This window comes from Mycobacterium sp. NTMscope_MAC_12 (assembly GCF_976985675.1).
Map to the genome: position 1 here is coordinate 4,621,861 of NZ_CDRJYY010000001.1, position 24,393 is coordinate 4,646,253.

Here is a 24,393-nt window from a genome sequence, read left to right on the forward strand (position 1 = left end):
CTGCGGGCATCCGTCACGCGAAATTTGCAGGTTCGGCGCTTGCGGCGCGGCGATCCAGCCACTTGTCCAGCAGCGCCAGCAGCGCCAGCAGCGCCGCCGCCCCCAGCCAGCCCACCACCGCGATCGATCCGGCCGGGATGATCGCCAGGCCGGCGTTGCGATGCTGCACGCGGACCAGGTTGGGGTCGTTCTTGTTGTACTCCACGTAGATCCGCATCCCGGTGGCCAGGTGGGACGGGTAGAGCACACCGAGTTCGGGACGGTAGGTGACCCGCTCGGGGGTGACGAATTCGATGGTGGAGCGGCGCGGCCCGGCGCTGAGCACCTCCGCCTGCGCGACGCCCATGTTGTGGCTGATCGCCAGGTCGTTGCGCCACGCGCCGGCCACCAGAAGCACCGACTGCAGCGTGACCAGGCCGGCGACGATCAGCACCGCGATCCGGGCCCACCGCAACGCGACCTTGGCACGGGTTTTCGGAGGTTCGTCACTGCGTCCGTGAATCAGTATGTGCAGCAGAACCTTTGGGGATCTCGCCATCTATGCGCGCCTCACAGCGCCGCCTTGATGGCGGCGTGCAGCTGCCGCAGCGAGGAGCGGTCCGCCTTGACTTCCAGCACCCGCATCCCGGCGCCGGGTTCGTCGAGCGCGGCGTGCAATTCGTCGACCTCGATCTGCCGGCTCTCCACGTGATACGCGCGGCACAACGCCCCCACGTCGACGTCGTGCGGTGTTCCGAACACCCGCGACGACACGTCGGAGAACCGCGGGTCGCCCTGCTCGAGCAGTTCGAAGATGCCGCCGCCGTTGTCGTTGGAGACCACGATGGTCAGGTGGCGTGGGGTGGGTTCGGTGGGGCCGATCAGCAGCCCGGAGCTGTCGTGCACGAAGGTCAGATCGCCGATCAGCGCGACGGTCCGCGCCGGGCTGTCCGGGTCGCCCTCGCGTTCGTGGGCGAGCGCCGCCCCGATCGCGGTGGAGACGGTGCCGTCGATGCCGGCGACCCCGCGGTTGGAGCGCACCCGGATGCCGTGGGTGTCCAGGCCGACCAGCGCCGCGTCGCGGACCGGGTTGGACGCCCCGAGCACCAGCTGGTCGCCGGGCCGCAGCGCGTCGGCCACCGCCGCCGCGACGTGCAGGCCGGTGGTCAGGGGGTGCGCCGCGAGCTGGCCGCGCACCGCGTCGTTGGCGTGCCGGTTCGTCTCCGCGCAGCGGTGCAGCCACGCCGGGTTCGGCGCCCCGGTGGTGACCGCCCGCGTGCCCGTGGCCTGCGAGTTTCCCGAGACGTCGGGCCAGCGGGGGCCGGTGGTCAGCGCGTACACCGGCACCAGGGGGTCGGCCAGTAGCGCCGACACCGGGCGGTGCAGGGTGGGGCGGCCGAGCATGATCACCTGCTTGGGCCGCAGCAACGGAAGCGCCAGCGGGTGCAGCGGGTTCTCCGGCGGCGGAGCGGTCGGTTCGGCCACGGTGGGCAGCTCGGCGAGGGCGGGGTGGGCGCCGGCGCCGTGGCCGGCGATGACGACCGTGTCGGGCGTGAGGTCGATTTCGAGCGGCTGGTCGAAGCTGACCGGCGGGGTGTAGGTCCACGGCCGCCCGCCCGGGCGGCCCTGCGGCATCACCGCGCCGCGCGGTTCGGGATCCGGCACCAGGGGTTCGCGCAGGGGGATGTCGAACTGGACGGGGCCGGCGTTGGCGGTGCGAGACCCGGTGGCGGCCGCCAGGACCCGGCAGGTGGCCGAGCGCCAGGTGGCGTTGTGCGCGTCCAGCCGTTCGGGGGCGTCCTCGGCGAGGCCGAGGCTGATGGTGGCGCGGACCTGGGTGCCGAAGTAGCCCAGCTGCTCCATGGTCTGGTTGGCCCCGGTGCCCAGCAGTTCGTAGGGCCGGTTGGCCGACAGCACGATCAGCGGGACCCGGGCATAGTTGGCCTCCACCACGGCCGGGCCCAGGTTGGCGACGGCGGTGCCGGACGTCATGGCGACGCACACCGGCGCGCCGGCGGCGATCGCCAGGCCGATGGCCAGGTAGCCGGCGGTGCGCTCGTCGATGCGGACGTGCAGGCGGATCCGGCCGGACCGGTCGGCGTCCTGCAGCGCGAAGGCGAGCGGGGCGTTGCGCGAACCCGGGCACAGCACCACGTCGCGGACACCGCCGCGAATCAGCTCGTCAACGACGACGCGAGCCTGAGTCGTCGAGGGGTTCACTCCTACAGGGTGTCACAGCCCGCCGATCGCACGCCGAGCGTGGAGTGGTTGCGGCGGATCGCCGTGATCTCGCGCAACAAGTCGACGCTGGGCTGCTAGCGGGGCTCGGCGAAGAACTTGAGCATGGCGGCGTTGACGGCGTCGGGCCGTTCGAAGAACCCGAGGTGCCCGGTGTCGGGTATTTGCATGTAGCGGCCGTTGGGCAGCGCGTCGGCGACCTCCCGGCCCAGATACGGCGGCGTCAGGACGTCGTCGGAGAAGCCGATCACCAGCACCGGCGTCGCGATGCTGCGGTAGGCCGACAACCGGCTGGTGTAGGGCGCGACATCCAGCTGGGCGCGCATGCCCGGGGTGGACTTGACGGGCCAGGTGGAAAACATGGCGATCCAGTCGGCGACCGCGGTGTCGTCGTTGAGCGTCTTGCGGGAAAAGTTTTCCAGCAGGCGGATTTTCGCCTCGTAGGCGGCCGGCAGTGCGACGCCGGCGTCGGACAGCTCGGCCTCGGCGTCGCGGAAGAACTGTCGCGCACGGTCCATGCGGCCGCGGGTGCCCATCAGGACCGCCGCGCTCACCAGATCGGGCCGGGTGAGCATGAGTTCCTGGGTGATGAAGGCGCCCATCGACATTCCGACGATGCGGGCGGGGGCCGCGTTCAGCCCTTCGATCAGCGCCACGGTGTCGGCGACCATGGTTTGCGTCGAGAAGCCCTCGGCGTTCTCCGTGGCGCCGATCCCGCGGTTGTCGAAGGTGATGACGCGGTATCCGGCCGCCAGGAAAGCGGGGACTTGATAGGGGTGCCAGGTCCGTCCGGCGCCGCCGTGGCCGGCGATAAAGACCACGGGCTCACCGGAGCCGCGGTCGTCGTAAGCCAGGTTGATCACCCGGACGACGGTACAAGCAGCCGATGGCACGCCTTGACCCGGTCGATCCACCACTGCCGCCGCTCGGGCGGTGCCGCCAGCGTGCGCAGCCGCGCCGGATCCGGCGTCACCGGGCCGACGGCCAGGTTCCCGTCGACGGGTGCGGCGGTCTCGGCGACGTCCTCGACGAACAGCCCGCCGGTGCCCAGCCCGCAGGCGTGCCGCAGCCGCGGCAGGGCCGCGGCGGCGGTCAGCCCGGCGGCGATCCCGACCGCGGAGTCCAGCGCGCTGGAGACCACGACGGGGATGTCGATCTGGTCGGCGATGGCGAGCATGGCCGAAATCCCGCCCAGCGGAGCGACTTTGAGCACCGCGATGTCGGCGGCGCCGGCGCGGACCACGGCCAGCGGGTCGTCGGCCTTGCGGATGCTTTCGTCGGCGGCGATCGGCACGTCGACGCGGCGCCGCAGCTCGGCGAGTTCGCCGACCGTCGCGCAGGGCTGTTCGAGGTACTCCAGCGGGCCGTCGGCGGTCAACGCTCCAGCCGCCTCGGCCGCCTGCTCGACGCTCCAGCCGCCGTTGGCGTCCACCCGCACGGTCGCCACCAGGTCGCGCACCGCGTTGACCCGGGCGACGTCGTCGGCCAGCGTCTGGCCGGGCTCGGCGACCTTCACCTTGGCCGTCCCGGCGCCGGGAAAGCGGGCCAGCACCTCGCCCACCTGCGCGGCCGGCACGGCCGGCACCGTGGCGTTGATCGGGATGCGCTCCCGTCGTACCGGCGGCGGCTGCCGGTAGGCGGCCTCGATGCCGGAGGCCAGCCAGTGCGCGGCCTCGGGCGGCTGGTATTCGAGGAAAGCCCCGAACTCCCCCCAACCGGCCGGGCCCTCGATCAGCGCGACTTCGCGGGTGGTGATTCCGCGGAACCGCACCCGCATGGGCAGCGCCACCACGTGCAGGCGGTCCAGCAGATCCTCGAGGGGCGGCCTCACGCGCTGTAGACCTGGCGGCCCGCCAGATACGTCGCCCGCACGTCGAGGTCGGCGATGCGCTCGGGCGGCACCATGCGCGGGTCGGCCGAGAGCACGACCAGGTCGGCGTACTTGCCGACCTCCAGCGAGCCGATCACGTCGTCGGAGAACAGCTGCCACGCGGCGTCGATGGTCTGGGCGCGGATGGCCTGCTCGACCGTCAGCCGCTCCTCGGGCCCGAGCACCCGGCCGCTGGGCGCCGTCCGGGTCACGGCCACGCTGATGTTGCGCAGCGGCTCCTCGGGCGTGACCGGCGGGTCGTTGTGCAGCGAGATCCGCATCCCGGTGGCCACCGCGGATCCCGCTGGCATCCAACGGGTTCCGCGCTCCTCGCCGAACAGGCCGTCGACGATGACGTCGCCCCAGTAGTGGATCTGGTCGACGAAGATGCTGCAGGTGACGCCGAGGTCGTGGGCGCGCCGCAGCTGCTCGGGCCGGATGGCGCCGACGTGCTCGAGCCGCAGCCGGTGATCGTCGCGCGGATGGCGTTGCAGGGCCTCCTCGTAGACGTCGAGGATGGTGTCGACGCCGGCGTCGCCCTGCACGTGGCAGGCCATCGGCCAGCCGAGCGGGAAGTAGGCGCCGACGATCTCGTGCAGCTGCTCTTTCGTGTAGTTGGCGCAGCCGCACGAACCCGGTGCGACGCCGATGATGCGGGTGGCCTCGGTGTCCAGGTAGGGGAACGAGAGGTCGATGTTGCCGATCCAGGGCGAGCCGTCGACCCAGATCTTGATGCCGACCTGGCGGAGCATGTCGTCGCCCTGCCCTGGGGTGGCGTCGGTGGACATCTGCGGGTTGGAGATCTCGTAGGTCCGCAGCCGCACCGTCAGCCGCGCGCGTAACTCTTCGACCAGTGGCCGGAACCCGGGGTCGAACGCCATCTCCGAACAGGTGGTCAGCCCGGCGCGGTTGAGCCGGGCACACTCGGCGAGCAGCATCCGCGGGTAGTCGGCGAAGTCGATGACCCCGCCCAGCAGCGGGAACACCGCGCCGGTCTCCTCGGCCGTGCCGTCGAGTTCACCGTTGGCGTCGCGGCCATACTTGGCGCCCTTGGGGTCCGGGGTGTCGCGGTTCAGTCCGTGCAGCTGGGCGGCGGTCGAATTGAAATACGCCTTGTGCCCGGAGTTGTGCATGATCACCAGCGGGCCGTCGGGCGCGATGCCGTCGAGCCAGCTCAGCGTCGGTTCCGGAAGACCGTTCTGCAGCAGCGGATCCCAGCCGTTGAGGTAGGCGCCGTCGGATCCGCGCCGCGCGACCTCGGAGCGCACCGCGGCGACGACGTCGTCGGCGCCGCGCATGGTGACCGGTCGGATGTCGACCAGACGGTCCGACAACGCGACCGCCTCCATCAGCGGATGGCCGTGGGCCTCAACGAATCCCGGCATGACGCAGCCGTCACCGACGTCGACGGTCTCGGTGTCGGGCCCGATGGCGTCGGCGACCTCGGCACGAGTCCCGACGGCGACGATCCGGCCGTCGGCCACCGCGAGCGCCTCGGCGGTGGGCCGGGCCTCGTCGACGGTCAGGATGGTTCCGGTCACGACGAGATCTGCCTGCCCCATGGGGAGCGATCCTAGTGGCGATCGCGAGAGCGGCGGAGCCGATCGAAGCGGGTCGGCACACAGTTAGACCTAGTGGCGATCGCGAGAGCGGCGGAGCCGATCGAAGCGGGTCGGCGCGGGTCAGGCCTAGTGGCGATCGCGAGAGCGGCGGAGCCGATCGAAGCGGGTCGGCACGGGTCAGGCCTAGATCCGCGGGGTGATCGAGGGCGCGGCAGACCCAAATTGCAACACGTTCTAGTCTTGCTCATTGAGTCGCGTCCGCGACGATGGCAGAGCGAAGCGATGAGGAGGAGCGGCGCCATGACGGACGAGCTGCTGCGCAACCCGACCCATAACGGCCACCTGCTCGTGGGCGCCCTCAAGCGCCACAAGAACAAGCCGGTGCTGTTCCTCGGCGACACCACGCTGACCGGTGGTCAGATGGCCGAGCGGATCAGCCAGTACATCCAGGCGTTCGAGGCGCTGGGCGCGGGCACCGGTGTCGCGGTCGGCCTGCTGTCGCTCAACCGTCCCGAGGTGCTGCTGATCATCGGCGCCGGCCAGACCCGCGGCTACCGGCGCACCGCCCTGCACCCGCTGGGCTCGCTGGACGACCACGCGTACGTGCTCAACGATGCCGGCATCAGCTCGCTGATCATCGATCCCAACCCGATGTTCGTCGAGCGTGCGCTGGCCCTGCTGGAGAAGGTGCCGGGGCTCAGGCAGATCCTGACGATCGGCCCGGTGCCCGAGGCTTTGAACGGGGTGGCGGTCGACCTGGCGGCCGAGGCGGCCAAGTACGACCCGCAGCCGCTGGCAGCCGCGGACCTGCCGCCGGATCAGGTCATCGGCCTGACCTACACCGGCGGCACCACCGGCAAGCCCAAGGGCGTGATGGGCACCGCGCAGTCGATCTCGTCGATGACCCAGATCCAGCTCTCGGAGTGGGAGTGGCCGGAGGAGCCGCGGTTCTTGATGATCACGCCGCTGTCGCACGCCGGCGCGGCGTATTTCCTGCCCACCCTGATCAAGGGCGGCGAGATGCACGTGCTGCCCAAATTCGACCCGGCCGATGTGCTGAAAACCATTGAAGAAAAGCGCATTACGGCAACCTTCCTGGTGCCGTCGATGCTGTATGCGTTGATGGATCACCCGGATTCGCACACCCGCGACCTGTCGTCGCTGCAGACCGTCTATTACGGGGCCTCGGCGATCAACCCGGTGCGGCTGGCCGAGGCGATCCGGCGGTTCGGCAAGATCTTCGCCCAGAACTACGGGCAGTCCGAGGCGCCGATGGCGATCACCTACCTGGCCAAGAACGAGCACGACGAGAAGCGGCTCACCTCCTGCGGGCGCCCGACGCTGTTCGCGCGGGTCGCGCTGCTCGGCGAGGACGGCAAGCCGGTTCCGCAGGGCGAGCCGGGCGAAATCTGTGTCAGCGGACCGCTTTTGGCCGGCGGCTACTGGAACCTGCCGGAGGCGACGGCCGAGACGTTCAAGGACGGCTGGTTGCACACCGGCGACATGGCCCGCGAGGACGAGGACGGCTTCTACTTCATCGTCGACCGGGTAAAGGACATGATCGTCACCGGTGGCTTCAACGTGTTCCCCCGCGAGGTCGAGGACGTGGTCGCCGAGCACCCGGCGATCGCCCAGGTGTGCGTGGTCGGCGCGCCGGACGAGAAGTGGGGCGAGGCCGTCACCGCGGTGGTGGTGCTGCGCGCCGACGCGCCCCGCGACGACGCGGCGATCGAGAAGATGACCGCCGAGATCCAGGCCGCGGTCAAGGACCGCAAGGGCTCGGTGCAGTCGCCTAAGCGCGTGGTGCTGGCCGACTCGCTGCCGCTGACCGGGCTGGGCAAGCCGGACAAGAAGGCCGTCCGCGCGCAGTTCTGGGAGGGCGCCGAGCGCTCCGTGGGCTAGAGGCTCGCCCAACGTGCGGCCGGCCGCACACTCGAGGCCGAACGTGAAGCTGGCCGCACGCTCGGCGGGCAGTCGGCAAGCTAGGCCGTCACCCCGGCCACCAGCAGGTCGAGCATGCGGCCGGTCTGCTCCGGTGAACCGCTGGCCACGAAGATGCCGATGAGGCTGGACACCACATCGTCGGCGCGCACGTCGGCGCGCAGGCTGCCGTCGTTGGCGCCGGCCCGCAACAGCGAAGCGACGGCGCCGACGATGCTGTCGCGAGTCTGGCTCGGCTCCATGGCGCCGGAGTCGAAGATCGCGTGCAGGGACTCGGCCATGCCGCGCTTGGCGGCCACGAAGCCCGCGTAACGGTCCATCCAGCGCCGCAACGCGGTCTTGGGCGGATGCAGCTCGAGCAGCCGCTCGGCGGCCGCGGCCACCTCGGCGAGCTCGGCGCGGTAGATCGCCTCGACCAGCGCCTCGCGGTTCGGGAAATGGCGGTAGAGCGTGCCGATCCCCACCCCCGCGTCGCGGGCGATGGACTCGAGCGACACCGAGCCGCCGTGCTCGGTGAATGCCGCGGTGGCCGCCTCCAGCAGCCGTTCGCGATTGCGGCGCGCATCCGATCTTCCGACCAAAGCGGAGGCTCCTCCGGTTCTGCTACTCTGACGAAAGCGGAGGACCCTCCGCATTCTCCAGTCTCTCACGATCAAGGGAGCACCATGACAGACCAACCCCGGCCCGGCGGCATCGGCACTCTCGGCACGGCGGACGTCGCCCGGATGGGCTACGGCGCCATGCAACTGTTCGAGGCGTCCCCGCAGGACGCGGCCGCCGTGCTGCGGCGCGCGATCGAACTCGGCGTCAACCACATCGACACCGCGTCGTTCTACGGCCCCGGCGAGGTGGACCGCCGGATCCGCGCGGCGCTGGCGCCCTACCCGGACGACCTCGTCATCGTCAGCAAGGTCGGCGCCCGCTATACCGGCGACCAACCCATTCCGCTGGCCGCCGCCCAGAAGCCGGCCGAGCTGCGCGCCGCCGTGGAAGACGACCTGCGCCAACTCGGTCTGGACCGGATTCCGGTGGTCAACCTGCGCCGGCTCGATCTCGGTCCGGGACTGGCCGCCGAGGGCGACCAGGTCGTCGACCTCGATGACCAACTCGCCGAGATGATCGCCCTGCGCGACGAGGGCAAGATCGGCGGGATCGGGATCAGCGCCGTGCCGCTCGAGGTGGTGCAGCGCGCGCTGCCCGCCGGAATCGTCTGCGTGCAGAACGCCTACAGCCTGCTGGACCGCTCGCAAGAAGCGACGCTCGAGCTGTGCAAGGCCGAGGGCATCGCGTGGGTGCCGTACTTCCCGCTCGGTTCGGCCTTCCCGGGATTCCCGAAGGTCGGCGACGATCCGGTGGTGGCCGGCATCGCCGGGGAGTTGGGCGTCACCGGCGCCCAGGTCGGGTTGGCCTGGATCCTGGCGCACGCGCCGAACACGTTGCTGATCCCCGGCACCCGGTCGATCACCCACCTCGAGGAGAACCTCGGCGCGGCCGACGTGTCCCTGGACGCCGACGCGCTGGCACGGCTCGACGCCGTGGGCGCGACGGAGCCCCAGCCTCATGGCGTCGAGCCCTTCCAGAGGTAACGTCGCTGCCTATGGGAAGCGCCAACCGTGTCCGGCCGCCGTGGTGGCTGAAGCCGGCCAACAAGGTCTTCATCGGAATGTCTCGGCTGGGAATGCGTTTCGGCGGTGAGAGTCCGGTCGTCTTGACCGTGCCCGGCCGCACCTCCGGCGCCGCGCGGTCGACCCCGGTGACCCCGATGACCCTCGACGGCGAGCGGTACGTCGTCGCCGGATTCCCCGGCGCCGACTGGGTGGCCAACGTGCGGGCGGCAGGCGAGGCGACGATCGCCCGCGGCCGGCACGTCGAGCGGGTGCGGATGGCCGAGTTGTCCCCCGAGGACGCGCGGCCCATCCTGCGGGCCTTCCCCACCGAGGTGCCCACCGGCGTCGGTTTCATGAAGCGGGCCGGCCTGGTCACCGACGGGCGCCCCGAAGAGTTCGAGGCGCTGGCCGGCCGCTGCGCCGCGTTCCGCCTGGACCCGGCATAGGAGTTCAAAACCCTTGAGCGACAACCCCTTTGATGCGCAGGCGTGGCGTCCCGTCAACGGCTTCGACGACCTGACCGACATCACCTACCACCGGCACGTCGACGACGCGACGGTGCGGGTGGCGTTCAACCGGCCCGAGGTGCGCAACGCGTTCCGGCCGCACACCGTCGACGAGCTCTACCGGGTGCTCGACCACGCCCGGATGTCCCCCGACGTGGGCGTGGTGTTGCTGACCGGCAACGGCCCCTCCCCCAAGGACGGCGGCTGGGCGTTCTGCTCCGGCGGGGATCAGCGCATCCGCGGGCGCAGCGGCTACCAGTACGCCAGCGGCGAGACCGCCGACACCGTCGACCCCGCCCGCGCAGGCCGGCTGCACATCCTCGAGGTGCAGCGGCTGATCCGGTTCATGCCCAAGGTGGTCATCTGCCTGGTCAACGGGTGGGCGGCTGGCGGCGGGCACAGCCTGCACGTGGTCTGCGACCTCACCCTGGCCAGCCGCGAGCACGCCCGGTTCAAGCAGACCGACGCCGACGTGGGCAGCTTCGACGGCGGCTACGGCAGCGCGTATCTGGCCCGCCAGGTGGGCCAGAAGTTCGCCCGCGAGGTCTTCTTTCTCGGCCGGGTCTACACCGCCGAGCAGATGCATCACATGGGCGCGGTCAACGCCGTCGTCGACCATGCGGAGCTGGAGTCGGAAGCGATCCAGTGGGCGCGCGAGATCAACGCCAAATCCCCTCAGGCGCAACGCATGCTGAAGTTCGCGTTCAACCTGCTCGACGACGGCCTGGTGGGCCAGCAGCTGTTCGCGGGCGAGGCCACCCGGCTGGCGTACATGACCGACGAGGCCGTCGAGGGCCGCGACGCCTTCTTAGAAAAGCGGGACCCCGACTGGAGCCGGTTTCCCCGGTACTTCTGAGGCCGCCCGCCCGCCTAGACTCGCGTCCCGTGAGTAAGAGTCCGCTACGCCGGTTCGCCGACCAGCTGGTGCTGGCCACCATGCGACCGCCCATGGCCCCGCAGGTGCTGGTCAACCGGCCGCTGATCAAGCCGATCGACCTGGCGGGCAAGCGCATCGTGCTCACCGGGGCGTCGTCGGGGATCGGCGAGGCCGCGGCCGAGCAGTTCGCCCGCGAGGGCGCCACGGTGGTGGTCGTCGCCCGGCGCCAGGAGCTGCTGGACGCGCTGGCCGCGCGGATCACCGCGGCCGGCGGTGAGGCCACGGCGATCGCGTGCGACGTCTCGGACATGGACGCCGTCGACGCGCTCGTCGCCGACGTCGAGAAGCGGCTCGGCGGCGTCGACATCCTGATCAACAACGCCGGCCGCTCCATCCGCCGGCCGCTGGCCGAGTCGCTGGAACGCTGGCACGACGTCGAACGCACCATGGTGCTCAACTACTACGCGCCGTTGCGGCTGATTCGCGGCCTGGCGCCGGGGATGATCGAGCGCGGCGACGGCCACATCATCAACGTCTCGACGTGGGGGGTGCTCTCGGAGGCCTCACCGCTGTTCTCGGTGTACAACGCGTCGAAGGCGGCGCTGTCGACGGTGAGCCGGGTCGTCGAAACCGAGTGGGGCGAGCGGGGTGTGCACTCCACGACGCTGTACTACCCGCTGGTGGCCACCCCGATGATCGCGCCGACGAAGGCCTACGAGGGCATGCCGGCGCTGACGCCGGAGGAGGCCGGCGAGTGGATGATCACCGCCGCCCGCACCCGGCCGGTGCGCATCGCACCGCGGATGGCGATCGCGGCCAAGGCGCTGGACACCTTCGGCCCCCGCTGGGTCAACGCCATGCTGCAACGCCAGCGAATCCAGCCCAATCGCACGGGCGACAGCTGAGCCGACCGGGCTCGATCAGGCTGTGTGATAGACACGAGGCTATGGAGATCCTGGCCAGCCGGATGCTGCTCCGGCCGGCGGACTATCAGCAGTCGCTGGCCTTCTACCGCGACCAGATCGGCCTGGCGATAGCCCGTGAATACGGCGGCGGCACAGTATTTTTCGCGGGGCAGTCGCTGCTGGAGCTGGCCGGATACGGCTCCCCGGACCACTCCCGCGGCCCGTTCCCCGGCGCGCTGTGGCTGCAGGTCCGCGACCTCGAGGCGACCCAGGCCGAGCTGCGCGGTCGCGGCGTGTCGATCGCCCGCGAGGCACGCCAGGAACCCTGGGGCCTGCACGAGATGCACGTGCTCGACCCCGACGGGATCACGCTCATTTTCCTTCAGATCCCCGCGGACCACCCGCTGCGCCGCGACACCCGAGGTGAACGGCAGGGAAACGTCGGTTAACTGAGAGGTAACATCTGGCGACGACTCAAGGTCAACCCGCGTTTCAGGTCATGCCGCATTCGACAATGGATTGCCCCTACCACCAGAATCAGGCCCTGTGAACATCCAATTGTTCCTCTTGATCATCGTCGTAATCACGGCACTGGCTTTCGATTTCACCAACGGCTTCCACGACACGGGCAACGCGATGGCGACCTCCATCGCCAGTGGAGCGCTCAAGCCCAAAACGGCGGTTCTGCTCTCGGCGGTACTGAATCTGGTGGGCGCGTTCATGTCCACCGCGGTGGCCGCGACGATCGCCAAGGGCCTCATCGACGCCAACATCGTGACGCTGGAACTCGTGTTCGCCGGCCTGGTCGGCGGCGTCGTCTGGAACCTGCTGACCTGGCTCCTCGGTATCCCCTCGAGTTCGTCGCACGCCTTGATTGGCGGCATCGTCGGCGCCACGATCGCCGCCGTCGGCGCGCACGGGGTGATCTGGAAGGGCGTGATCTCCAAGGCCATCATCCCGGCCGTCGTGTCGGCGATTTTGGCGATCGCGATCGGCGCGGTCGCCACCTGGCTGGTCTACCGGATCACCCGCGGCGTCCCGAAGGCGCGCACCGAAGCGGGCTTCCGGCGCGGCCAGATCGGGTCGGCGTCGCTCGTCTCGCTGGCGCACGGCACCAACGACGCCCAGAAGACGATGGGCATCATCTTCCTGGCGCTGATCTCCTACGGCTCGGTCAGCAAGACCGCCACCATGCCGCCGCTGTGGGTCATCGTCAGCTGCGCGCTGGCGATGGCGACCGGCACCTACCTCGGCGGGTGGCGCATCATCCGCACCCTGGGCAAGGGCCTGGTCGAGATCCAGTCGCCGCAGGGCATGGCCGCCGAGTCCTCCTCGGCCGCGGTGATCCTGCTGTCGGCCCACTTCGGCTACGCGCTGTCGACCACTCAGGTGTGCACCGGCTCGGTGCTGGGCAGCGGGCTGGGCAAGCCCGGCGGCGAGGTCCGCTGGGGCGTCGCCGGCCGCATGGGGGTCGCCTGGCTGGTCACCCTCCCGCTGGCCGGGCTGGTCGGCGCCTTCACCTACGAGATCGTGCACCTGATCGGCGGCTACCCCGGCGCGATCGTCGGTTTCGCGCTGCTGGTCGCGGTCTCGGCCACCATCTACATCCGGTCGCGCAAGGTCAAGGTCGACCACCACAACGTCAACGCCGAATGGAAGGGCGATCTGACCAGCGGGCTGGACACGGCCGACGACCGGCGCCCGCCCACCCACACCGGGCCCCCGTTCGGCGACATGTCCACCCGGTACGACTCCGACGACCCGTCGCTGAAAGCGAACGCCTCATGAGCCACATCGGCGACTGGTTCAACTACCAGGCCAGCCTGAAGATTCTGCTCTTCGCCATGCTGGCCGGCGCCGCCCTGCCGGGGTTGTTCGCCCTCGGGATCCGGCTGCAGTCCGCGGGTGCCGGCGACATCAATCTGGACGGCGCCAGCAACGGCTCGGCCCCGAGGCGCAACCCGATGCTGACCGCACTGGCGTGGACCATCTACGCGCTGGTCATCGCGGTGATCGTGCTGGCCTTGCTCTACATTGCCCGGGACTTCATCGCCCATCACACTGGCTATCCGCTACTCGGAGCGAAACCCAAGTAGCATCGTTCAATGCCCACCGAGTTGCCCACCGAGTTGGCGAACCGGACGCCGGGGAGAGCTGTATCCGCGTGAATGGATTTCTCAATTCCATCGTTTCGTGGCTCCGCGCGGGTTACCCCGACGGCGTGCCACCCACCGACACGTTCCCGGTGCTCGCGCTGCTGGCCCGCCGGTTGTCCAACGGCGAAGCCAAGGCCGTGGCTTGCGAGCTGGTTCGGCGCGGCGAGTTCGACGACGTCGACATCGGCGTGCTGATCACCCAGATCACCGACGAGCTGCCCTCGCCCGAGGACGTCGAGCGGGTGCGGGTGCGGTTGGCGGCCCAGGGCTGGCCGTTCGACGACGCCGACCAGGCCGGGGACCCCGCATAGCCGTACTGCGCGCGCTGCACGTCCCGCCGGGCTCGGCGGTCGGGACGCTGGTACCCGCCTTGGAAGGCGTGCTGGAGGGACGCGACCCCGCGCTGGTGGCCGTCGGTGACGACCGCGAGTCGGAAGCGCTGCGGGCGGGGCTGCGGGTCGGGGAGGCGATCGACGACGACGTCGCCTTGGTGGCGGCCACGTCGGGAACCACCGGCACCCCGAAGGGCGCCCTGCTGACCGCCGCCGCGCTGCGGGCCAGCGCCGCGGCCACCCACGACCGTCTCGGCGGGCCGGGCAGCTGGCTGCTCGCCTTGCCGCCACACCACATCGCCGGGGTGCAGGTGCTGGTCCGCAGCCTGCTCGCCGGAACGACGCCGGTCGAGGTGGACGTCTCCGCAGGATTTGATGTCGCCGAATTGCCCAGGGCCATCGGCGCTTTGGGCCCCGGCCGGCGATACACCTCGCTGGTCGCCGCGCAGTTGGCCAAGGCGCTCACCGACCCGGCGTCCGCGGCGGCCCTCGCCGAACTGGACGCCGTGCTGCTCGGCGGCGGGCCCGCCCCGCGACCGGTCCTGGACGCCGCGGCCGCGGCCGGCATCACCGTGGTGCGCACCTACGGCATGAGCGAGACCGCCGGCGGGTGCGTGTACGACGGCGTCCCGCTCGCCGGGGTGCGGCTGAAGGTGGCCGACGGGCGCATCGTCATCGGCGGCGCGACGGTGGCCAAGGGCTACCGCAATCCCGTCGACCCGGACCCGTTCGCCGAGCCCGGCTGGTTCGCGACCGGCGACCTCGGCGCCCTCGACGGCGCGGGCGTGCTGACCGTCCTGGGCCGCGCCGACGACGCGATCAGCACCGGCGGGCTGACCGTGCTGCCGCAACCCGTCGAGGCGGCGCTGTGCCGCCACCCCGCCGTGAGCGAGTGCGCGGTGTTCGGGCTGCCCGACGAACGCCTGGGGCAACGGGTGGTCGCCGCGATCGTGCTGAAGGACGGCTGCGTGCCGCCGACCCTGGACGCGCTGCGCGCCCACGTGACACGCACCCTGGACGCCACCGCCGCGCCGCGCGAGGTGCACTTGGTCGACGCGCTGCCGCGCCGCGGCATCGGCAAGGTCGACCGCGCGGCGTTGGTGCGCCGCTTCGCCGGCGCGAGCGATCAATAGGCTGTGCGTCCGTGAGGCTCGCTCGACGGGAGGCAGTGCGGGACGCCGTCGCGGCCGTGGCCGGGGCGGCGCTGGTGGCGGCGGCGTTCCTGCTGCCGCGGATGAACCCGGGGGTGCGGCCGCGCCTCGACGTCGGGCGGGAACAGTTCGCCACCCACGCCGGCGCCGCGCCGATCTTCGGCGAATGGCTGATCCACGCCGGCTGGGGAACCGGCCCGGCCATCGCCCTGGCCGTCGCCGCCGTCGCGTGGGGACCGATTCTGGCGCAACGGCTTTCGTGGCGCGCGTTGACGCTGGGCAGCTGGGCGCTCGCCGGCGGGTGGGCGTTCGCGCTGGCGATGATCGACGGCTGGCAGCGCGGCTTCGCCGGCCGGCTGACCACCCGCGACGAATACCTGTCGCAGGTGCCGGGCATCACCGACATTCCAGCCACACTGCGCACGTTCGCCAGCCGGATCGTGGACTACCAACCGCATTCGTGGACCACCCACGTGTCGGGGCATCCGCCCGGCGCGTTGCTGACGTTCGTCTGGCTGGACCGCATGGGTTTGCACGGCGGCGCCTGGGCCGGGCTGCTGTGCCTGCTGGTCGGCTCCAGCGCCGCCGCCGCGGTGGTGATCGCGGTGCGCGCGCTGGCGGACGAGGCGACCGCGCGGCGGGCCGCCCCGTTCGTGGCGCTGGCACCGACGGCGATCTGGGTGGCCGTCTCCGCCGACGGATACTTCGCCGGGGTGGCCGCGTGGGGTATCGCGCTCCTGGCCGTGGCGGTGCACCGCCCGGTCCGGTTCCCCGCCCTGACCGCCGCGGCCGCCGGGCTGCTGCTGGGCTGGGGCGTGTTCTGCAACTACGGCCTGATGCTGATGGGCCTGCCGGCGGCGGCGGTGTTGGCCTCCGCGGCGGACTGGAGGGCGATCCTGCGGGCGCTCGGCCCGGCGGCCCTGGCCGCGATCGGGGTGGCGGTGGCCTTCGCCGTCGCGGGGTTCTACTGGTTCGACGGCTATCACCTTGTGCAGCAACGCTATTGGCAGGGCATCGCCAAGGACCGGCCTTTTCAGTATTGGAGCTGGGCCAACCTGGCGTGCGTGGTCTGCGCGATCGGCTTGGGCGGTGTCGCCGGCCTCGGGCGGGTGTTCGACGGGGACGCCATCCGTCGCCGCTCCGGGTTTCACCTGGTGCTGTTGGGCGTGCTGGCCGCGATAGTGTGCGCGGACCTGAGCATGCTCAGCAAGGCCGAGGTGGAACGCATCTGGCTGCCGTTCACCATCTGGCTCACCGCGGCCGCCGCGCTGCTGCCGGTCCGGTCGCACCGGATCTGGCTGGCGCTCAACGCCGTCGGCGCCGTGGCGCTCAACACGATCATCTTGACGAACTGGTAGGGGCGGTTACAGCCCGGCCGCGCGGGTGACCCGCGCGAAGCGGCTGTCGGGCCCGCAGGCCTCGCGCACCGCCGCGACATCGTCGACGATGTCGACGTCCGCCAGCATCTGCACCGTCGCGGCGTCAATACCGTTGTTGCGCAATGCCTTCAGCGTCAGCTCCCCGGTGTCGGGCGTCGACATCGGAACGGTGCGCAGGCATTGGGCCATCGCCGGGGCGCCCACGCCCAGCACCCACCAACCGCCGTCGCGGGCCGGCCCGAGCACGGCCGGGACCTCGAGCAGCCGGCGCGCGCAGCCGGTCAACAACTCGGCGGTGACCTGGGGAGTGTCCATCCCGATCTGCAGCACCGGCAGGCCGTCCGACGACGCGTCGGCGTGCGCGTTGGCGAGCCTTGCGGCGAAATCGTCGCCGCGCTGGGCGATCACGGTGAAGGACGCCAGTCGTCGCCGGATGTCGGCGGCGCTCGCGGCGCGGTCCAGGTCGCCGGTGAGCGCGACAACCCGCGCCGCCACCGGCGCGGCGGCCACCGCGTCCAGCGTGTCGAGCAATGCGGCGGCGGCGATCTCGGCGGCCACCCGGTCCCCGACGCTCGCCGCGAGCCGCGTCTTGGCCCGGCCCGGCTCGGGCGCTTTGGCGACCACCAGCAGGGTCACCGGCAGGGCGGTCACGAGATCACCTTCCAGAAGTCGAGGATCGCGGTGATGCTGCCGCGCAGCGATCCGCTGACCTTCGACTTGCCGCCCGTGCGCGGGCCGTAGCTGACGTCGAGTTCGACGACGCGCCAGCCGGCGGCCGCGGCGCGCACCAAGAGTTCCAGCGGATAACCCGATCGGCGGTCGGCGACGCCCAGCCCCAACAGCGCCTCGCGCCGGGCGACCCGCATGGGCGCGACGTCGTGCACCGGCAGGCCATGGCGGGTGCGCAGCCGCCAGCTCATGACGACGGTGCCCACGCGGGCCACCCACGGCCAGTGCAGCCCGGGCACCGGCCGGCGCCGGCCGGTCACCAGGTCGGCGCCCTGCTCGAGCGCGGCGACCAGCCGTGGCAGGTCGCCGCCGTCCATCGAGCCGTCGGCGTCGATGACCGCCACGATCGGGGTCGTCGCGGCCACGACGCCCGCGTGCACGGCCGAGCCGTACCCGGCCCGCGGTTCGGTGACGACCCGGGCGCCGTGGCGCGCGGCGACCCCGGCGGTGTCGTCCGTGCTGTTGTTGTCGACCACCAGCGCCCGGTATCCGGCCGGGATGGCGGCCAGCACGGCCGGCAGCGACTCCTCCTCGTTGAGGCAGGGCAGGACCACCGTGACCAGGTCGCCGGTGTCAGGCACGCGTCAGAACCCGCGGCGGGGGCGGGGTTCCTGCGGGAACAGCGGCTGCTGCGAGTGCGTCGGCGGTGCGGTCTGCTGGGTGTGCGTCTGCACCGGCGGTTGGGTGGTTGCCTTGGTGCTCGGCGGCGCGTACGTGGTCGTCGGAGGCGAATACGTCGTCGTCGGGGGCGAATACGTCGTCGTCGGGGGCGAATACGTCGTCGTCGGGGGCGAGTACGTGGTGGTCGGGGGCGAGTAGGTGGTGGTGGGCGGTTCGTACGTCGTCGTCGGAGGCGAATACGTCGTCGTCGGAGGCGAATACGTGGTCGTCGGAGGCTGGGACGGCGTGGTGGTCGGCGGCGTGTAGGGCGTCGTCGGGTTATACGGCGGGTTGTAGGGCGGTTGCCACCCCGGGATCGGAATGGGAATCGGAATGGGAACCGGCACAATGGGATTCGGGCGCGGCGCCCAACCCGGATCGGGGTTGGGCACGACACCGGGGTTGCTCGGCGCCTCGGGAACCGGAGCGACCTGCGGGCCCCCTCCGGACGGGGGCGCCACGTGCTCGGGAGCCGGGACGGTGCCGCCCTGGAACCCGGCGTTGGGCGCCTCGGCCGGCGGCGGGGGCAGCGGCGCCTGCTGCTGGCTCGGCAGGATCGGCATGAACTTGCCCGGAGTGCCGTTCTGCACACCCACCACCGGCTGCCGGCTGGCGGTCGGTTCAACGGCGACGGCGATCGCGGTGGCCAGCGACGCCAATCCGATGACCGCGAAGGCGATCACGGCGTTGCCGATCACCAGCGATCGCCGCGACAGCTTGGTCGGCGCGGCCTCATCGACATCGGCGTCCTCGCCGAAGTCCTCGCCGAAGTCGTAGTCGTCGAATTCGGGGTCGTACTCGTCCATCTCGCCCGGATAGACCCCGCCCTCGTCGGCCATCGAATACGCAAGCTGCGGCTCCTCGGCGTCCGGCGCGGGCACGACCGTCGTCTCATCCCCGGTGAGGCCCGCCGCGGGGGCCATCGCGGTGGCATCCCCGACCGCGGGCGCCATCGCGGTGGCGTCACCGGTCAGGCCGACCGCCGGCGCCATGGCCGTCGCGTCCCCCGCGGACGCCGCCGCCGCGGCGATCGCGGCGCCGCGCGCGAGCGCGAACGTGGGGTCCTCGGCGACCTGCACCCGCATGGTGGACGCGTCGCGCAATTCGTCGGCGACGCGGTTGAGGTCGGGCGAGGCGCCCATCAGATACACCTCGCCCGGCGCATCGGGATGCGTGCCGAGGTTCGCCATCATCGTCTGGAACGCGGCGGTGGCGTCTGGGCCCGCGGCGCCGGTCAGCGGCTGGCTGGCCAACACGGTCGGCGGCGCGTCGGGATCGCCGGTGTCCGGGCCGACCACCGACAGGGTGGCAGTCGCGTCGTCCATCACCAGCGCGGCGCCGGGCCGCCCGGCCGCGCGCATCAGGGCGGCCACCGCCTGCGACTCGGAGAGCACCGCGACGTTGTGCACGCCGGAATCCTCCAGCGCCCGCCGCAACTGGTCGGCCCGGGGATCGTCGGACCAGCACAGCCGGGTGCCGACCAGCCGGTGGTTCTCGTCGGCCAACAAGCGATTGGTGCCGACCACGGTCTCGGTGAGCGTGTCGAGCGGATTGTCCGCGAGATCGATGACGGATTGGTCGATCACGTCGGTGCCCTGGGCGCCCGGCCCTAGGAGCGCCAAGCGGGCGACGGGACCGGTGACCGCGACCCCCAAAACCACGTCCATCCCGCTTCTCCTTCACCCTGGCCACCCCGCGGCCAGCAATGTCCCGGCATCATTACACTTGCGATACCGTCGGCAGTGTCAGTCATTCGGCGACAAGGTTCGCCTACTAGCGCAGCGTAACCAGCTTTTCGAATGACAGGACGGTCGCCGCGGAATCGCCTCCGCGCCGCGGCCGGTCCCCGCCACCGCCACGGCAGCCGAACGGAGAATATGTTCGCAAGCGAGCAGTGCAGGCGGCTCGGCAGGGTATTCCCCCGCCGGACACCGGCAACTGCGCCGAAATTGGTTGTCCTTGAATCCCGGGGGGCATGGTGAGCCAGAGCAGCGACGACACGCCAACCGGCCCCATCGGGGCCCGGGCCCAGCAGGCGCCCGCGCCCCGCATCATCCGCCCGCACGCCACGGGCGCCACGGCGCCCGCCGCCGGGGGGACGGGACGGCGCCGGGCCATCGTCAGCGACGCGACCGCGGCGGTGCTGCTGGTCGTCGCCGTGTTCCTGCCCTGGAATCTGTACTTCGGCGTCGGGATTCCCGACAGCAATCCGGCCCTGTTCGCGCTGCTGCTCGCCGTCACGGTGCTGGCCGTCGCCGCCCTCGCGGTGGCCGGGTCGTGGAGGTCGTCCGGCGCGCGGCCCGGGGCGCGGCTTCGGCTGGCGCTCAACGTCCCCTATCTGCTGCTGGTGCTCGGATTCGTCGTGTTCGACGCGTACGAGACCGTGCGGTTCGGGGGCACGGTCACCGTGCCAGGTGGCGTGGGGCCGGGGGCGTGGGTCGGCGTCGCCGGCGCGTTGTTGAGTGCCCAAGCGGTGCCGGCGGTCCCGGCGGGTGACGAGTACACCGGTTGGCACCGGTCCGCCCGGATCATCGGCGCGGTGTCGATGCTCGCGGCGGTGCTCAGCTTCGGTTTCAACCTGTACTGGCGGGTGCGCTACGCGCTGCAAAGCACCAGCGGCGCGGCCGAATTCGGCAAGCAGAACGTCGCGGTGATCGCCACCGCGGTGGTGTACGGGGTGGTGGCGCTGGTCGCGGTCCTGGTCGCCTCGAGGTGGCTGCTGCAGCGCACCCGCGCGAGCCGGCTGACCACCGTCGCGCTCGGCGCGTCGACGTTAATCGCGGGGATTCTGGTGTGGATCCTGCCCGCCGGTCGCGACCTCGACGCGTTCCACGGCATCGCGCAGAACACCTCGACCGCCGGCGTCGGGTTCGAGGGCTACCTGGCGTGGGCCGCCGGCGCGGCCATCTTCGCGCCGCGGGCCCTGTTCGGTCAGCGAAACCCGTCGCCGACGGAGGAATCCGCGTGGCGCGCGGCGACCCGAAACGGCTTGCTGCTCATCGCCGTTTGGGCCGTGGGGTCGATCGCGATGCGGCTCACCGACCTCGTTGTCGGCATCGTCCTGAACTATCCGTTCTCCCGGTACGACAGCGTCGTGCTGGCCGTCTTCGATCTGGTGACCGCGGCCCTGGCGATCTGGCTGCGCCGCAGCCTGGCCAACCTCTCCGCGCGACTGGTCACGTCGCTGTGCGGGCTGGTCGTCGCCCTCAGCGTCGCCCGCGTGATCGTCGGCGTCGCGCTGGCGCCGCGGTTCGCGGAATCGCCCAATTCGCCTGCGCGGCACCCGGTCTACGGCAACGATCTCGCCCAGCAGATCACCAGCACCTTCGACGTGACGCTGTGCGGCCTGGCGCTGGGCATCCTGGCGGCCGCCGTCGTGGCCGGGCAACTGCGCGGGCGACGGCTGGCTCGCCGCGCCGCCCGCAGGCGCGCGGCCGACGCCAATGCGGCGGCACCGACGACCCGGGTGCGGGTGGGCCAGGCCGCCGCGCCGTCGGCCGCGGCCACTACCCGCATCCCCACCGGGGGCCCCGAGAGCGACCCGCCCACCGCGGAGATACCGCCGCTGGCCGGCTCGCCCAGGATCTTTCGCGGCGACGACTCCGGCACGCGGCAGATACCGGTTCCGAAGCCGCAGATCTACCGCCCGCCGCAGGCGTAGCGGTTCAGCGCAGCGGCGCGAACGCGAATTCGCGTAACCCGTCGCGCGGTAGGACGGCCGCGCGAAACCCCAGCACCTCGGCGGCCCGGGACGGGTCGGCGACGATGTGGCGCACGTCGCCGCTGCGGTACTGGCCGGTGATCACCGGGGACAGCGAACCGCCCCGCGCCTCGCACAGCGCGGCGGCCACCTCCAAGATCGAAATGGGTTGCCCCGAGCAGACATTGGCCGCGAGAAAACCCTCGTCATGTTGCAGCGCCGCGACGTTGGCGGCGGCCACGTCATCGACGTGCACGAAGTCGCGCATCTGACCGCCGTCCTCGAAAACCCTTGGCGGATCGCCCTTTTCCAGCGATGACCGGAAGATCGCCGCCACCCCCGAATACGGGGTGTCGCGGGGCATGCCGGGGCCGTAGACGTTGTGGTAGCGCAGCGCCACCACCGAGCCGCCGGTGGCCTCCGACCAGGCCAGCGCGTAATGCTCCTGCGCGGTCTTGCTGGCCGCGTACAGGCTGCGCGGCCGCAGGCAGGCGTCTTCGCCGACGAGGCGCCAGGCCAGCTCCCCCCCGCCGACCGGGCACCGGTGCTCGAAGGTCCCGGCGTCGAGGTCCGCGCGCCGCCGCGGCAGCGGCTCCACGCGTCCGTGCCGCTGGCAGTGATAACTCCCCTGCCCGTACACCACCATCGACGACGCCAGCACCAGGCGCCGCACCCCGGCGGCGAACATCTGCGCCAGCAGCACCGTGGTGGCCAGATCGTTGTGGCCGCCGTAGGCGGGCGCATCGGCGGCGTCCACCCCCGCGCCCACCATCGCCGCCTGATGACACACCACGTCCACGCCGTCCAGCAGCGGGGCCAGCGCGTCGGCGTCGCGCACGTCGACCCGGTGACATCCCTTCGGCAGCACCGGATTTGGGCCGTGCGCGGCGGGCAGCAGAATATCGACGGCGACGACGTCGTGGCCGGCGGCGCGCAGCGCGGCGCCCACCCGCGAGCCGATGAACCCGGCCGCGCCGGTCAACAGCACCCTCACGGCAGCTCGATGGGCAGCGTCACGCCGGTGTGCGGCAGGCAGTGCGTGCAGGTGCGGTCGGCGGCGACCCGGCCGATGGCCGCGCGCACCAGCGCCTTGAAGGGTCCGATGTTGCGTTCGAATTCGGCGAACACGTCGACGGTCCGCACGCCCTCGCCGGCGCTCACGCCGGCGTCCAGGTCTGTGACCAAAGCGATTGCCGCGTAACAGATTTCGAGCTCCCTGGCGAGCACCGCCTCCGGGTATCCGGTCATGTTCACCAGCGCGAACCCGGCCGAGGCGAACCACCGGCTTTCGGCGCGGGTGGAAAAGCGCGGGCCCTGGATCACCACCATGGTGCCGCCGTCGACCACGTCGGGGACCTCGGTGACCGCGCCGCGCAGCGTCGGGCAGTACGGATCGGCGAAGTCGACGTGGATGCCGCCGGAGTCGAAATAGGTGTCGGCGCGGCCCCGGGTGCGATCGACCAGCTGATCGGGCACCACGATGGAGCCCGGGCCGAGTTCGGGTTTGAGGCTGCCGACCGCGCACGGCGCGAGCACCCGCCGCACGCCGAGTTTGCGCAGGGCCCACATGTTGGCCCGGTACGGCACGGTGTGCGCGGAGAATTCGTGCTTGGCGCCGTGACGGGGCAGGAACGCGACGTCGTGTCCCTCGACGGCGCCGACGGTGACCGGGGCGCTGGGCGCTCCGTAGGGGGTGTCGACCGTGACGTCCTCGGCGTCGGATCCGAAGAAGGTGTAAAAGCCGCTGCCGCCGATGACTCCGAGCATCCGACCATTGTGGGCCATGACGTCGGCGTGACCGCGGGTGCGGGGCGCGCGGCCGCGCGGCCCGCACCCTGGCAGGATGGCGTTGTGGCCAATCTCGGGCAATGGGTTTCCGGTGCGCGGCCGCGGACGTTGCCCAACGCGGTGGCGCCGGTCGTCGCCGGCACCGGCGCCGCGGCCTGGCTGGGATCCGCGGTGTGGTGGAAGGCGCTGCTGGCGCTGGCCGTCGCGCTCGCACTGACCGTTGGCGTCAACTACGCCAACGACTACTCCGACGGCATCCGCGGCACCGATGACGACCGGGCCGGCCCGGTGCGCCTGGTCGGCTCCCGGCTCGCGGCCCCGCGCGCGGTGCTGGGCGCCGCCGTCGCGAGCCTGACGATCGGGGCGCTCGCCGGGTTAGCGCTGGCGCTGTGCAGCGCGCCGTGGCTGATCGCGGTCGGCGCCGCCTGCATCGCCGGGGCGTGGCTGTACACCGGCGGCTCGAAACCCTACGGCTACGCCGGTTTTGGCGAGGTCGCGGTGTTCCTGTTCTTCGGCCTCGTCGCCGTGCTCGGCACCCAGTACACGCAGGCGCTGCGGGTGGACTGGGTGGGCCTGCTGCTGGCGGTGTCGATCGGGGCGCTGTCCTCGTCGGTGCTGGTGGCCAACAACCTGCGCGACATCCCCACCGACGCGCGGTCGGGCAAGGTCACCCTCGCGGTGCGGTTGGGCGATGCCCGCACCCGCATCCTGTATCAGGCGCTGCTGGGCACCGCCGCAGTGCTGACCCTGGTGCTCGTGGTGGCCACGCCGTGGTGCGCCGTGGGGCTGGTGGCCACGCCCCTGGCCCTGCGCGCCATGGCCCCGGTGCGATCCGGCCGCGGCGGCCCGGAGCTGATCCCGGTGCTGCGCGATACCGGCCTGGCGATGGTGGTGTGGGCGATCGCGGTGGCGGCGGCGCTGGCTATGGGTACCTAGAGTGCGAGCAGACGTAAAGGCACCCGAAAACCGCGCTTTTGCGGTACTTTTGCGTCTGCCCCGGGGATAGCGAAGGA

At 71.5% G+C, this 24,393-nt stretch carries 23 protein-coding genes and 1 pseudogene; 13 read left to right on the plus strand and 11 right to left on the minus strand.

Annotation, left to right across the window (positions count from 1 at the left end; all coding sequences use genetic code 11):
* Positions 1 to 13: 13 nt before the first annotated feature.
* The 5 genes from AC0KS4_RS21375 to AC0KS4_RS21395 all read right to left on the minus strand — a co-directional run bounded on the left by AC0KS4_RS21375 (position 14) and on the right by AC0KS4_RS21395 (position 5,649).
* Positions 14 to 538 (minus strand): DUF3592 domain-containing protein, encoded by a 525-nt coding sequence (locus AC0KS4_RS21375; RefSeq protein ID WP_225329427.1) that lies wholly within the window; start codon positions 536 to 538, stop codon positions 14 to 16.
* Between the two features lie 11 nt (positions 539 to 549).
* Positions 550 to 2,199, minus strand: a complete 1,650-nt coding sequence (menD, locus tag AC0KS4_RS21380; RefSeq protein WP_238956888.1) for a 2-succinyl-5-enolpyruvyl-6-hydroxy-3-cyclohexene-1-carboxylic-acid synthase — start codon at positions 2,197 to 2,199, stop codon at positions 550 to 552.
* A 95-nt stretch (positions 2,200 to 2,294) separates the two neighbouring features.
* On the minus strand, positions 2,295 to 3,080 hold the full coding sequence (locus AC0KS4_RS21385; RefSeq protein WP_225329429.1) for an alpha/beta fold hydrolase: 786 nt from the start codon (positions 3,078 to 3,080) through the stop codon (positions 2,295 to 2,297).
* Complete coding sequence (locus AC0KS4_RS21390; protein WP_425326359.1) at positions 3,077 to 3,994, minus strand: o-succinylbenzoate synthase; 918 nt, start codon at positions 3,992 to 3,994, stop codon at positions 3,077 to 3,079. The genes AC0KS4_RS21385 and AC0KS4_RS21390 overlap by 4 nt, the downstream gene beginning before the upstream one ends.
* Before the next feature lie 50 nt (positions 3,995 to 4,044).
* Positions 4,045 to 5,649 carry an amidohydrolase gene (locus tag AC0KS4_RS21395; protein WP_238956890.1) on the minus strand — a complete coding sequence of 535 codons (1,605 nt, stop codon included), beginning with the start codon at positions 5,647 to 5,649 and terminating at the stop codon, positions 4,045 to 4,047.
* A 282-nt stretch (positions 5,650 to 5,931) separates the two neighbouring features.
* On the opposite strand from AC0KS4_RS21395, the gene fadD8 reads away from it, so the two are divergent.
* Positions 5,932 to 7,551, plus strand: a complete 1,620-nt coding sequence (fadD8, locus tag AC0KS4_RS21400) for a fatty-acid--CoA ligase FadD8 (RefSeq protein ID WP_374109685.1) — start codon at positions 5,932 to 5,934, stop codon at positions 7,549 to 7,551.
* Between the two features lie 80 nt (positions 7,552 to 7,631).
* Here the strand turns inward: fadD8 and AC0KS4_RS21405 are convergent, their stop codons facing one another.
* A complete protein-coding gene (locus AC0KS4_RS21405; RefSeq protein WP_238956891.1) occupies positions 7,632 to 8,171 on the minus strand; it encodes a TetR/AcrR family transcriptional regulator in 540 nt (179 codons plus the stop codon).
* Positions 8,172 to 8,255: 84 nt separating this feature from the next.
* Between AC0KS4_RS21405 and AC0KS4_RS21410 the strand changes: the two genes are divergently transcribed.
* From AC0KS4_RS21410 to AC0KS4_RS21455, 10 genes and pseudogenes are all read left to right on the plus strand, one after another.
* Positions 8,256 to 9,176 carry an aldo/keto reductase gene (locus tag AC0KS4_RS21410; protein ID WP_238956892.1) on the plus strand — a complete coding sequence of 307 codons (921 nt, stop codon included), beginning with the start codon at positions 8,256 to 8,258 and terminating at the stop codon, positions 9,174 to 9,176.
* An 11-nt stretch (positions 9,177 to 9,187) separates the two neighbouring features.
* The gene (locus tag AC0KS4_RS21415; protein WP_238956893.1) at positions 9,188 to 9,643 is read left to right on the plus strand and encodes a nitroreductase family deazaflavin-dependent oxidoreductase; all 456 of its coding nucleotides are present in this window, start codon (positions 9,188 to 9,190) and stop codon (positions 9,641 to 9,643) included.
* 13 nt (positions 9,644 to 9,656) lie between these two features.
* Positions 9,657 to 10,559 carry a 1,4-dihydroxy-2-naphthoyl-CoA synthase gene (locus tag AC0KS4_RS21420; protein WP_225329436.1) on the plus strand — a complete coding sequence of 301 codons (903 nt, stop codon included), beginning with the start codon at positions 9,657 to 9,659 and terminating at the stop codon, positions 10,557 to 10,559.
* Positions 10,560 to 10,588: 29 nt separating this feature from the next.
* The gene (locus AC0KS4_RS21425) at positions 10,589 to 11,485 is read left to right on the plus strand and encodes an SDR family oxidoreductase (RefSeq protein WP_225329437.1); all 897 of its coding nucleotides are present in this window, start codon (positions 10,589 to 10,591) and stop codon (positions 11,483 to 11,485) included.
* A gap of 41 nt (positions 11,486 to 11,526) precedes the next feature.
* Positions 11,527 to 11,934 carry a VOC family protein gene (locus AC0KS4_RS21430; protein WP_238956894.1) on the plus strand — a complete coding sequence of 136 codons (408 nt, stop codon included), beginning with the start codon at positions 11,527 to 11,529 and terminating at the stop codon, positions 11,932 to 11,934.
* Between the two features lie 97 nt (positions 11,935 to 12,031).
* Positions 12,032 to 13,256: pseudogene (locus tag AC0KS4_RS21435) on the plus strand (inorganic phosphate transporter).
* 13 nt (positions 13,257 to 13,269) lie between these two features.
* Positions 13,270 to 13,581, plus strand: coding sequence for a hypothetical protein (locus tag AC0KS4_RS21440; protein WP_225329440.1), 312 nt, complete (start codon positions 13,270 to 13,272; stop codon positions 13,579 to 13,581).
* Between the two features lie 68 nt (positions 13,582 to 13,649).
* Positions 13,650 to 13,952 carry a DUF3349 domain-containing protein gene (locus AC0KS4_RS21445; protein WP_225329441.1) on the plus strand — a complete coding sequence of 101 codons (303 nt, stop codon included), beginning with the start codon at positions 13,650 to 13,652 and terminating at the stop codon, positions 13,950 to 13,952.
* 68 nt (positions 13,953 to 14,020) lie between these two features.
* On the plus strand, positions 14,021 to 15,106 hold the full coding sequence (gene menE, locus AC0KS4_RS21450; RefSeq protein ID WP_238956895.1) for an o-succinylbenzoate--CoA ligase: 1,086 nt from the start codon (positions 14,021 to 14,023) through the stop codon (positions 15,104 to 15,106).
* 11 nt (positions 15,107 to 15,117) lie between these two features.
* Positions 15,118 to 16,482, plus strand: a complete 1,365-nt coding sequence (locus AC0KS4_RS21455; RefSeq protein ID WP_425326336.1) for a hypothetical protein — start codon at positions 15,118 to 15,120, stop codon at positions 16,480 to 16,482.
* 6 nt (positions 16,483 to 16,488) lie between these two features.
* Here the strand turns inward: AC0KS4_RS21455 and AC0KS4_RS21460 are convergent, their stop codons facing one another.
* From AC0KS4_RS21460 to AC0KS4_RS21470, 3 genes are read right to left on the minus strand one after another with little or no spacing between them, the layout of a single operon-like run.
* Positions 16,489 to 17,154, minus strand: a complete 666-nt coding sequence (locus tag AC0KS4_RS21460) for a TIGR04282 family arsenosugar biosynthesis glycosyltransferase (RefSeq protein ID WP_238956896.1) — start codon at positions 17,152 to 17,154, stop codon at positions 16,489 to 16,491.
* Complete coding sequence (locus tag AC0KS4_RS21465; RefSeq protein ID WP_225329444.1) at positions 17,151 to 17,813, minus strand: glycosyltransferase family 2 protein; 663 nt, start codon at positions 17,811 to 17,813, stop codon at positions 17,151 to 17,153. The genes AC0KS4_RS21460 and AC0KS4_RS21465 overlap by 4 nt, the downstream gene beginning before the upstream one ends.
* A 3-nt stretch (positions 17,814 to 17,816) precedes the next feature.
* On the minus strand, positions 17,817 to 19,559 hold the full coding sequence (locus AC0KS4_RS21470; RefSeq protein WP_238956897.1) for a DUF7159 family protein: 1,743 nt from the start codon (positions 19,557 to 19,559) through the stop codon (positions 17,817 to 17,819).
* Between the two features lie 308 nt (positions 19,560 to 19,867).
* Here AC0KS4_RS21470 and AC0KS4_RS21475 point away from each other — a divergent pair, with 308 nt between their 5' ends.
* Positions 19,868 to 21,553 carry a DUF7937 domain-containing protein gene (locus tag AC0KS4_RS21475; protein ID WP_238956898.1) on the plus strand — a complete coding sequence of 562 codons (1,686 nt, stop codon included), beginning with the start codon at positions 19,868 to 19,870 and terminating at the stop codon, positions 21,551 to 21,553.
* A gap of 4 nt (positions 21,554 to 21,557) precedes the next feature.
* Here the strand turns inward: AC0KS4_RS21475 and AC0KS4_RS21480 are convergent, their stop codons facing one another.
* The gene (locus AC0KS4_RS21480; RefSeq protein WP_238956899.1) at positions 21,558 to 22,586 is read right to left on the minus strand and encodes an NAD-dependent epimerase/dehydratase family protein; all 1,029 of its coding nucleotides are present in this window, start codon (positions 22,584 to 22,586) and stop codon (positions 21,558 to 21,560) included.
* Positions 22,583 to 23,359, minus strand: coding sequence for an S-methyl-5'-thioadenosine phosphorylase (locus AC0KS4_RS21485; RefSeq protein ID WP_238956900.1), 777 nt, complete (start codon positions 23,357 to 23,359; stop codon positions 22,583 to 22,585). Before AC0KS4_RS21485 ends, AC0KS4_RS21480 begins: the two co-directional genes overlap by 4 nt.
* Before the next feature lie 84 nt (positions 23,360 to 23,443).
* Between AC0KS4_RS21485 and AC0KS4_RS21490 the strand changes: the two genes are divergently transcribed.
* Positions 23,444 to 24,316, plus strand: a complete 873-nt coding sequence (locus tag AC0KS4_RS21490; RefSeq protein WP_238957394.1) for a 1,4-dihydroxy-2-naphthoate polyprenyltransferase — start codon at positions 23,444 to 23,446, stop codon at positions 24,314 to 24,316.
* Positions 24,317 to 24,393: the final 77 nt, after the last annotated feature.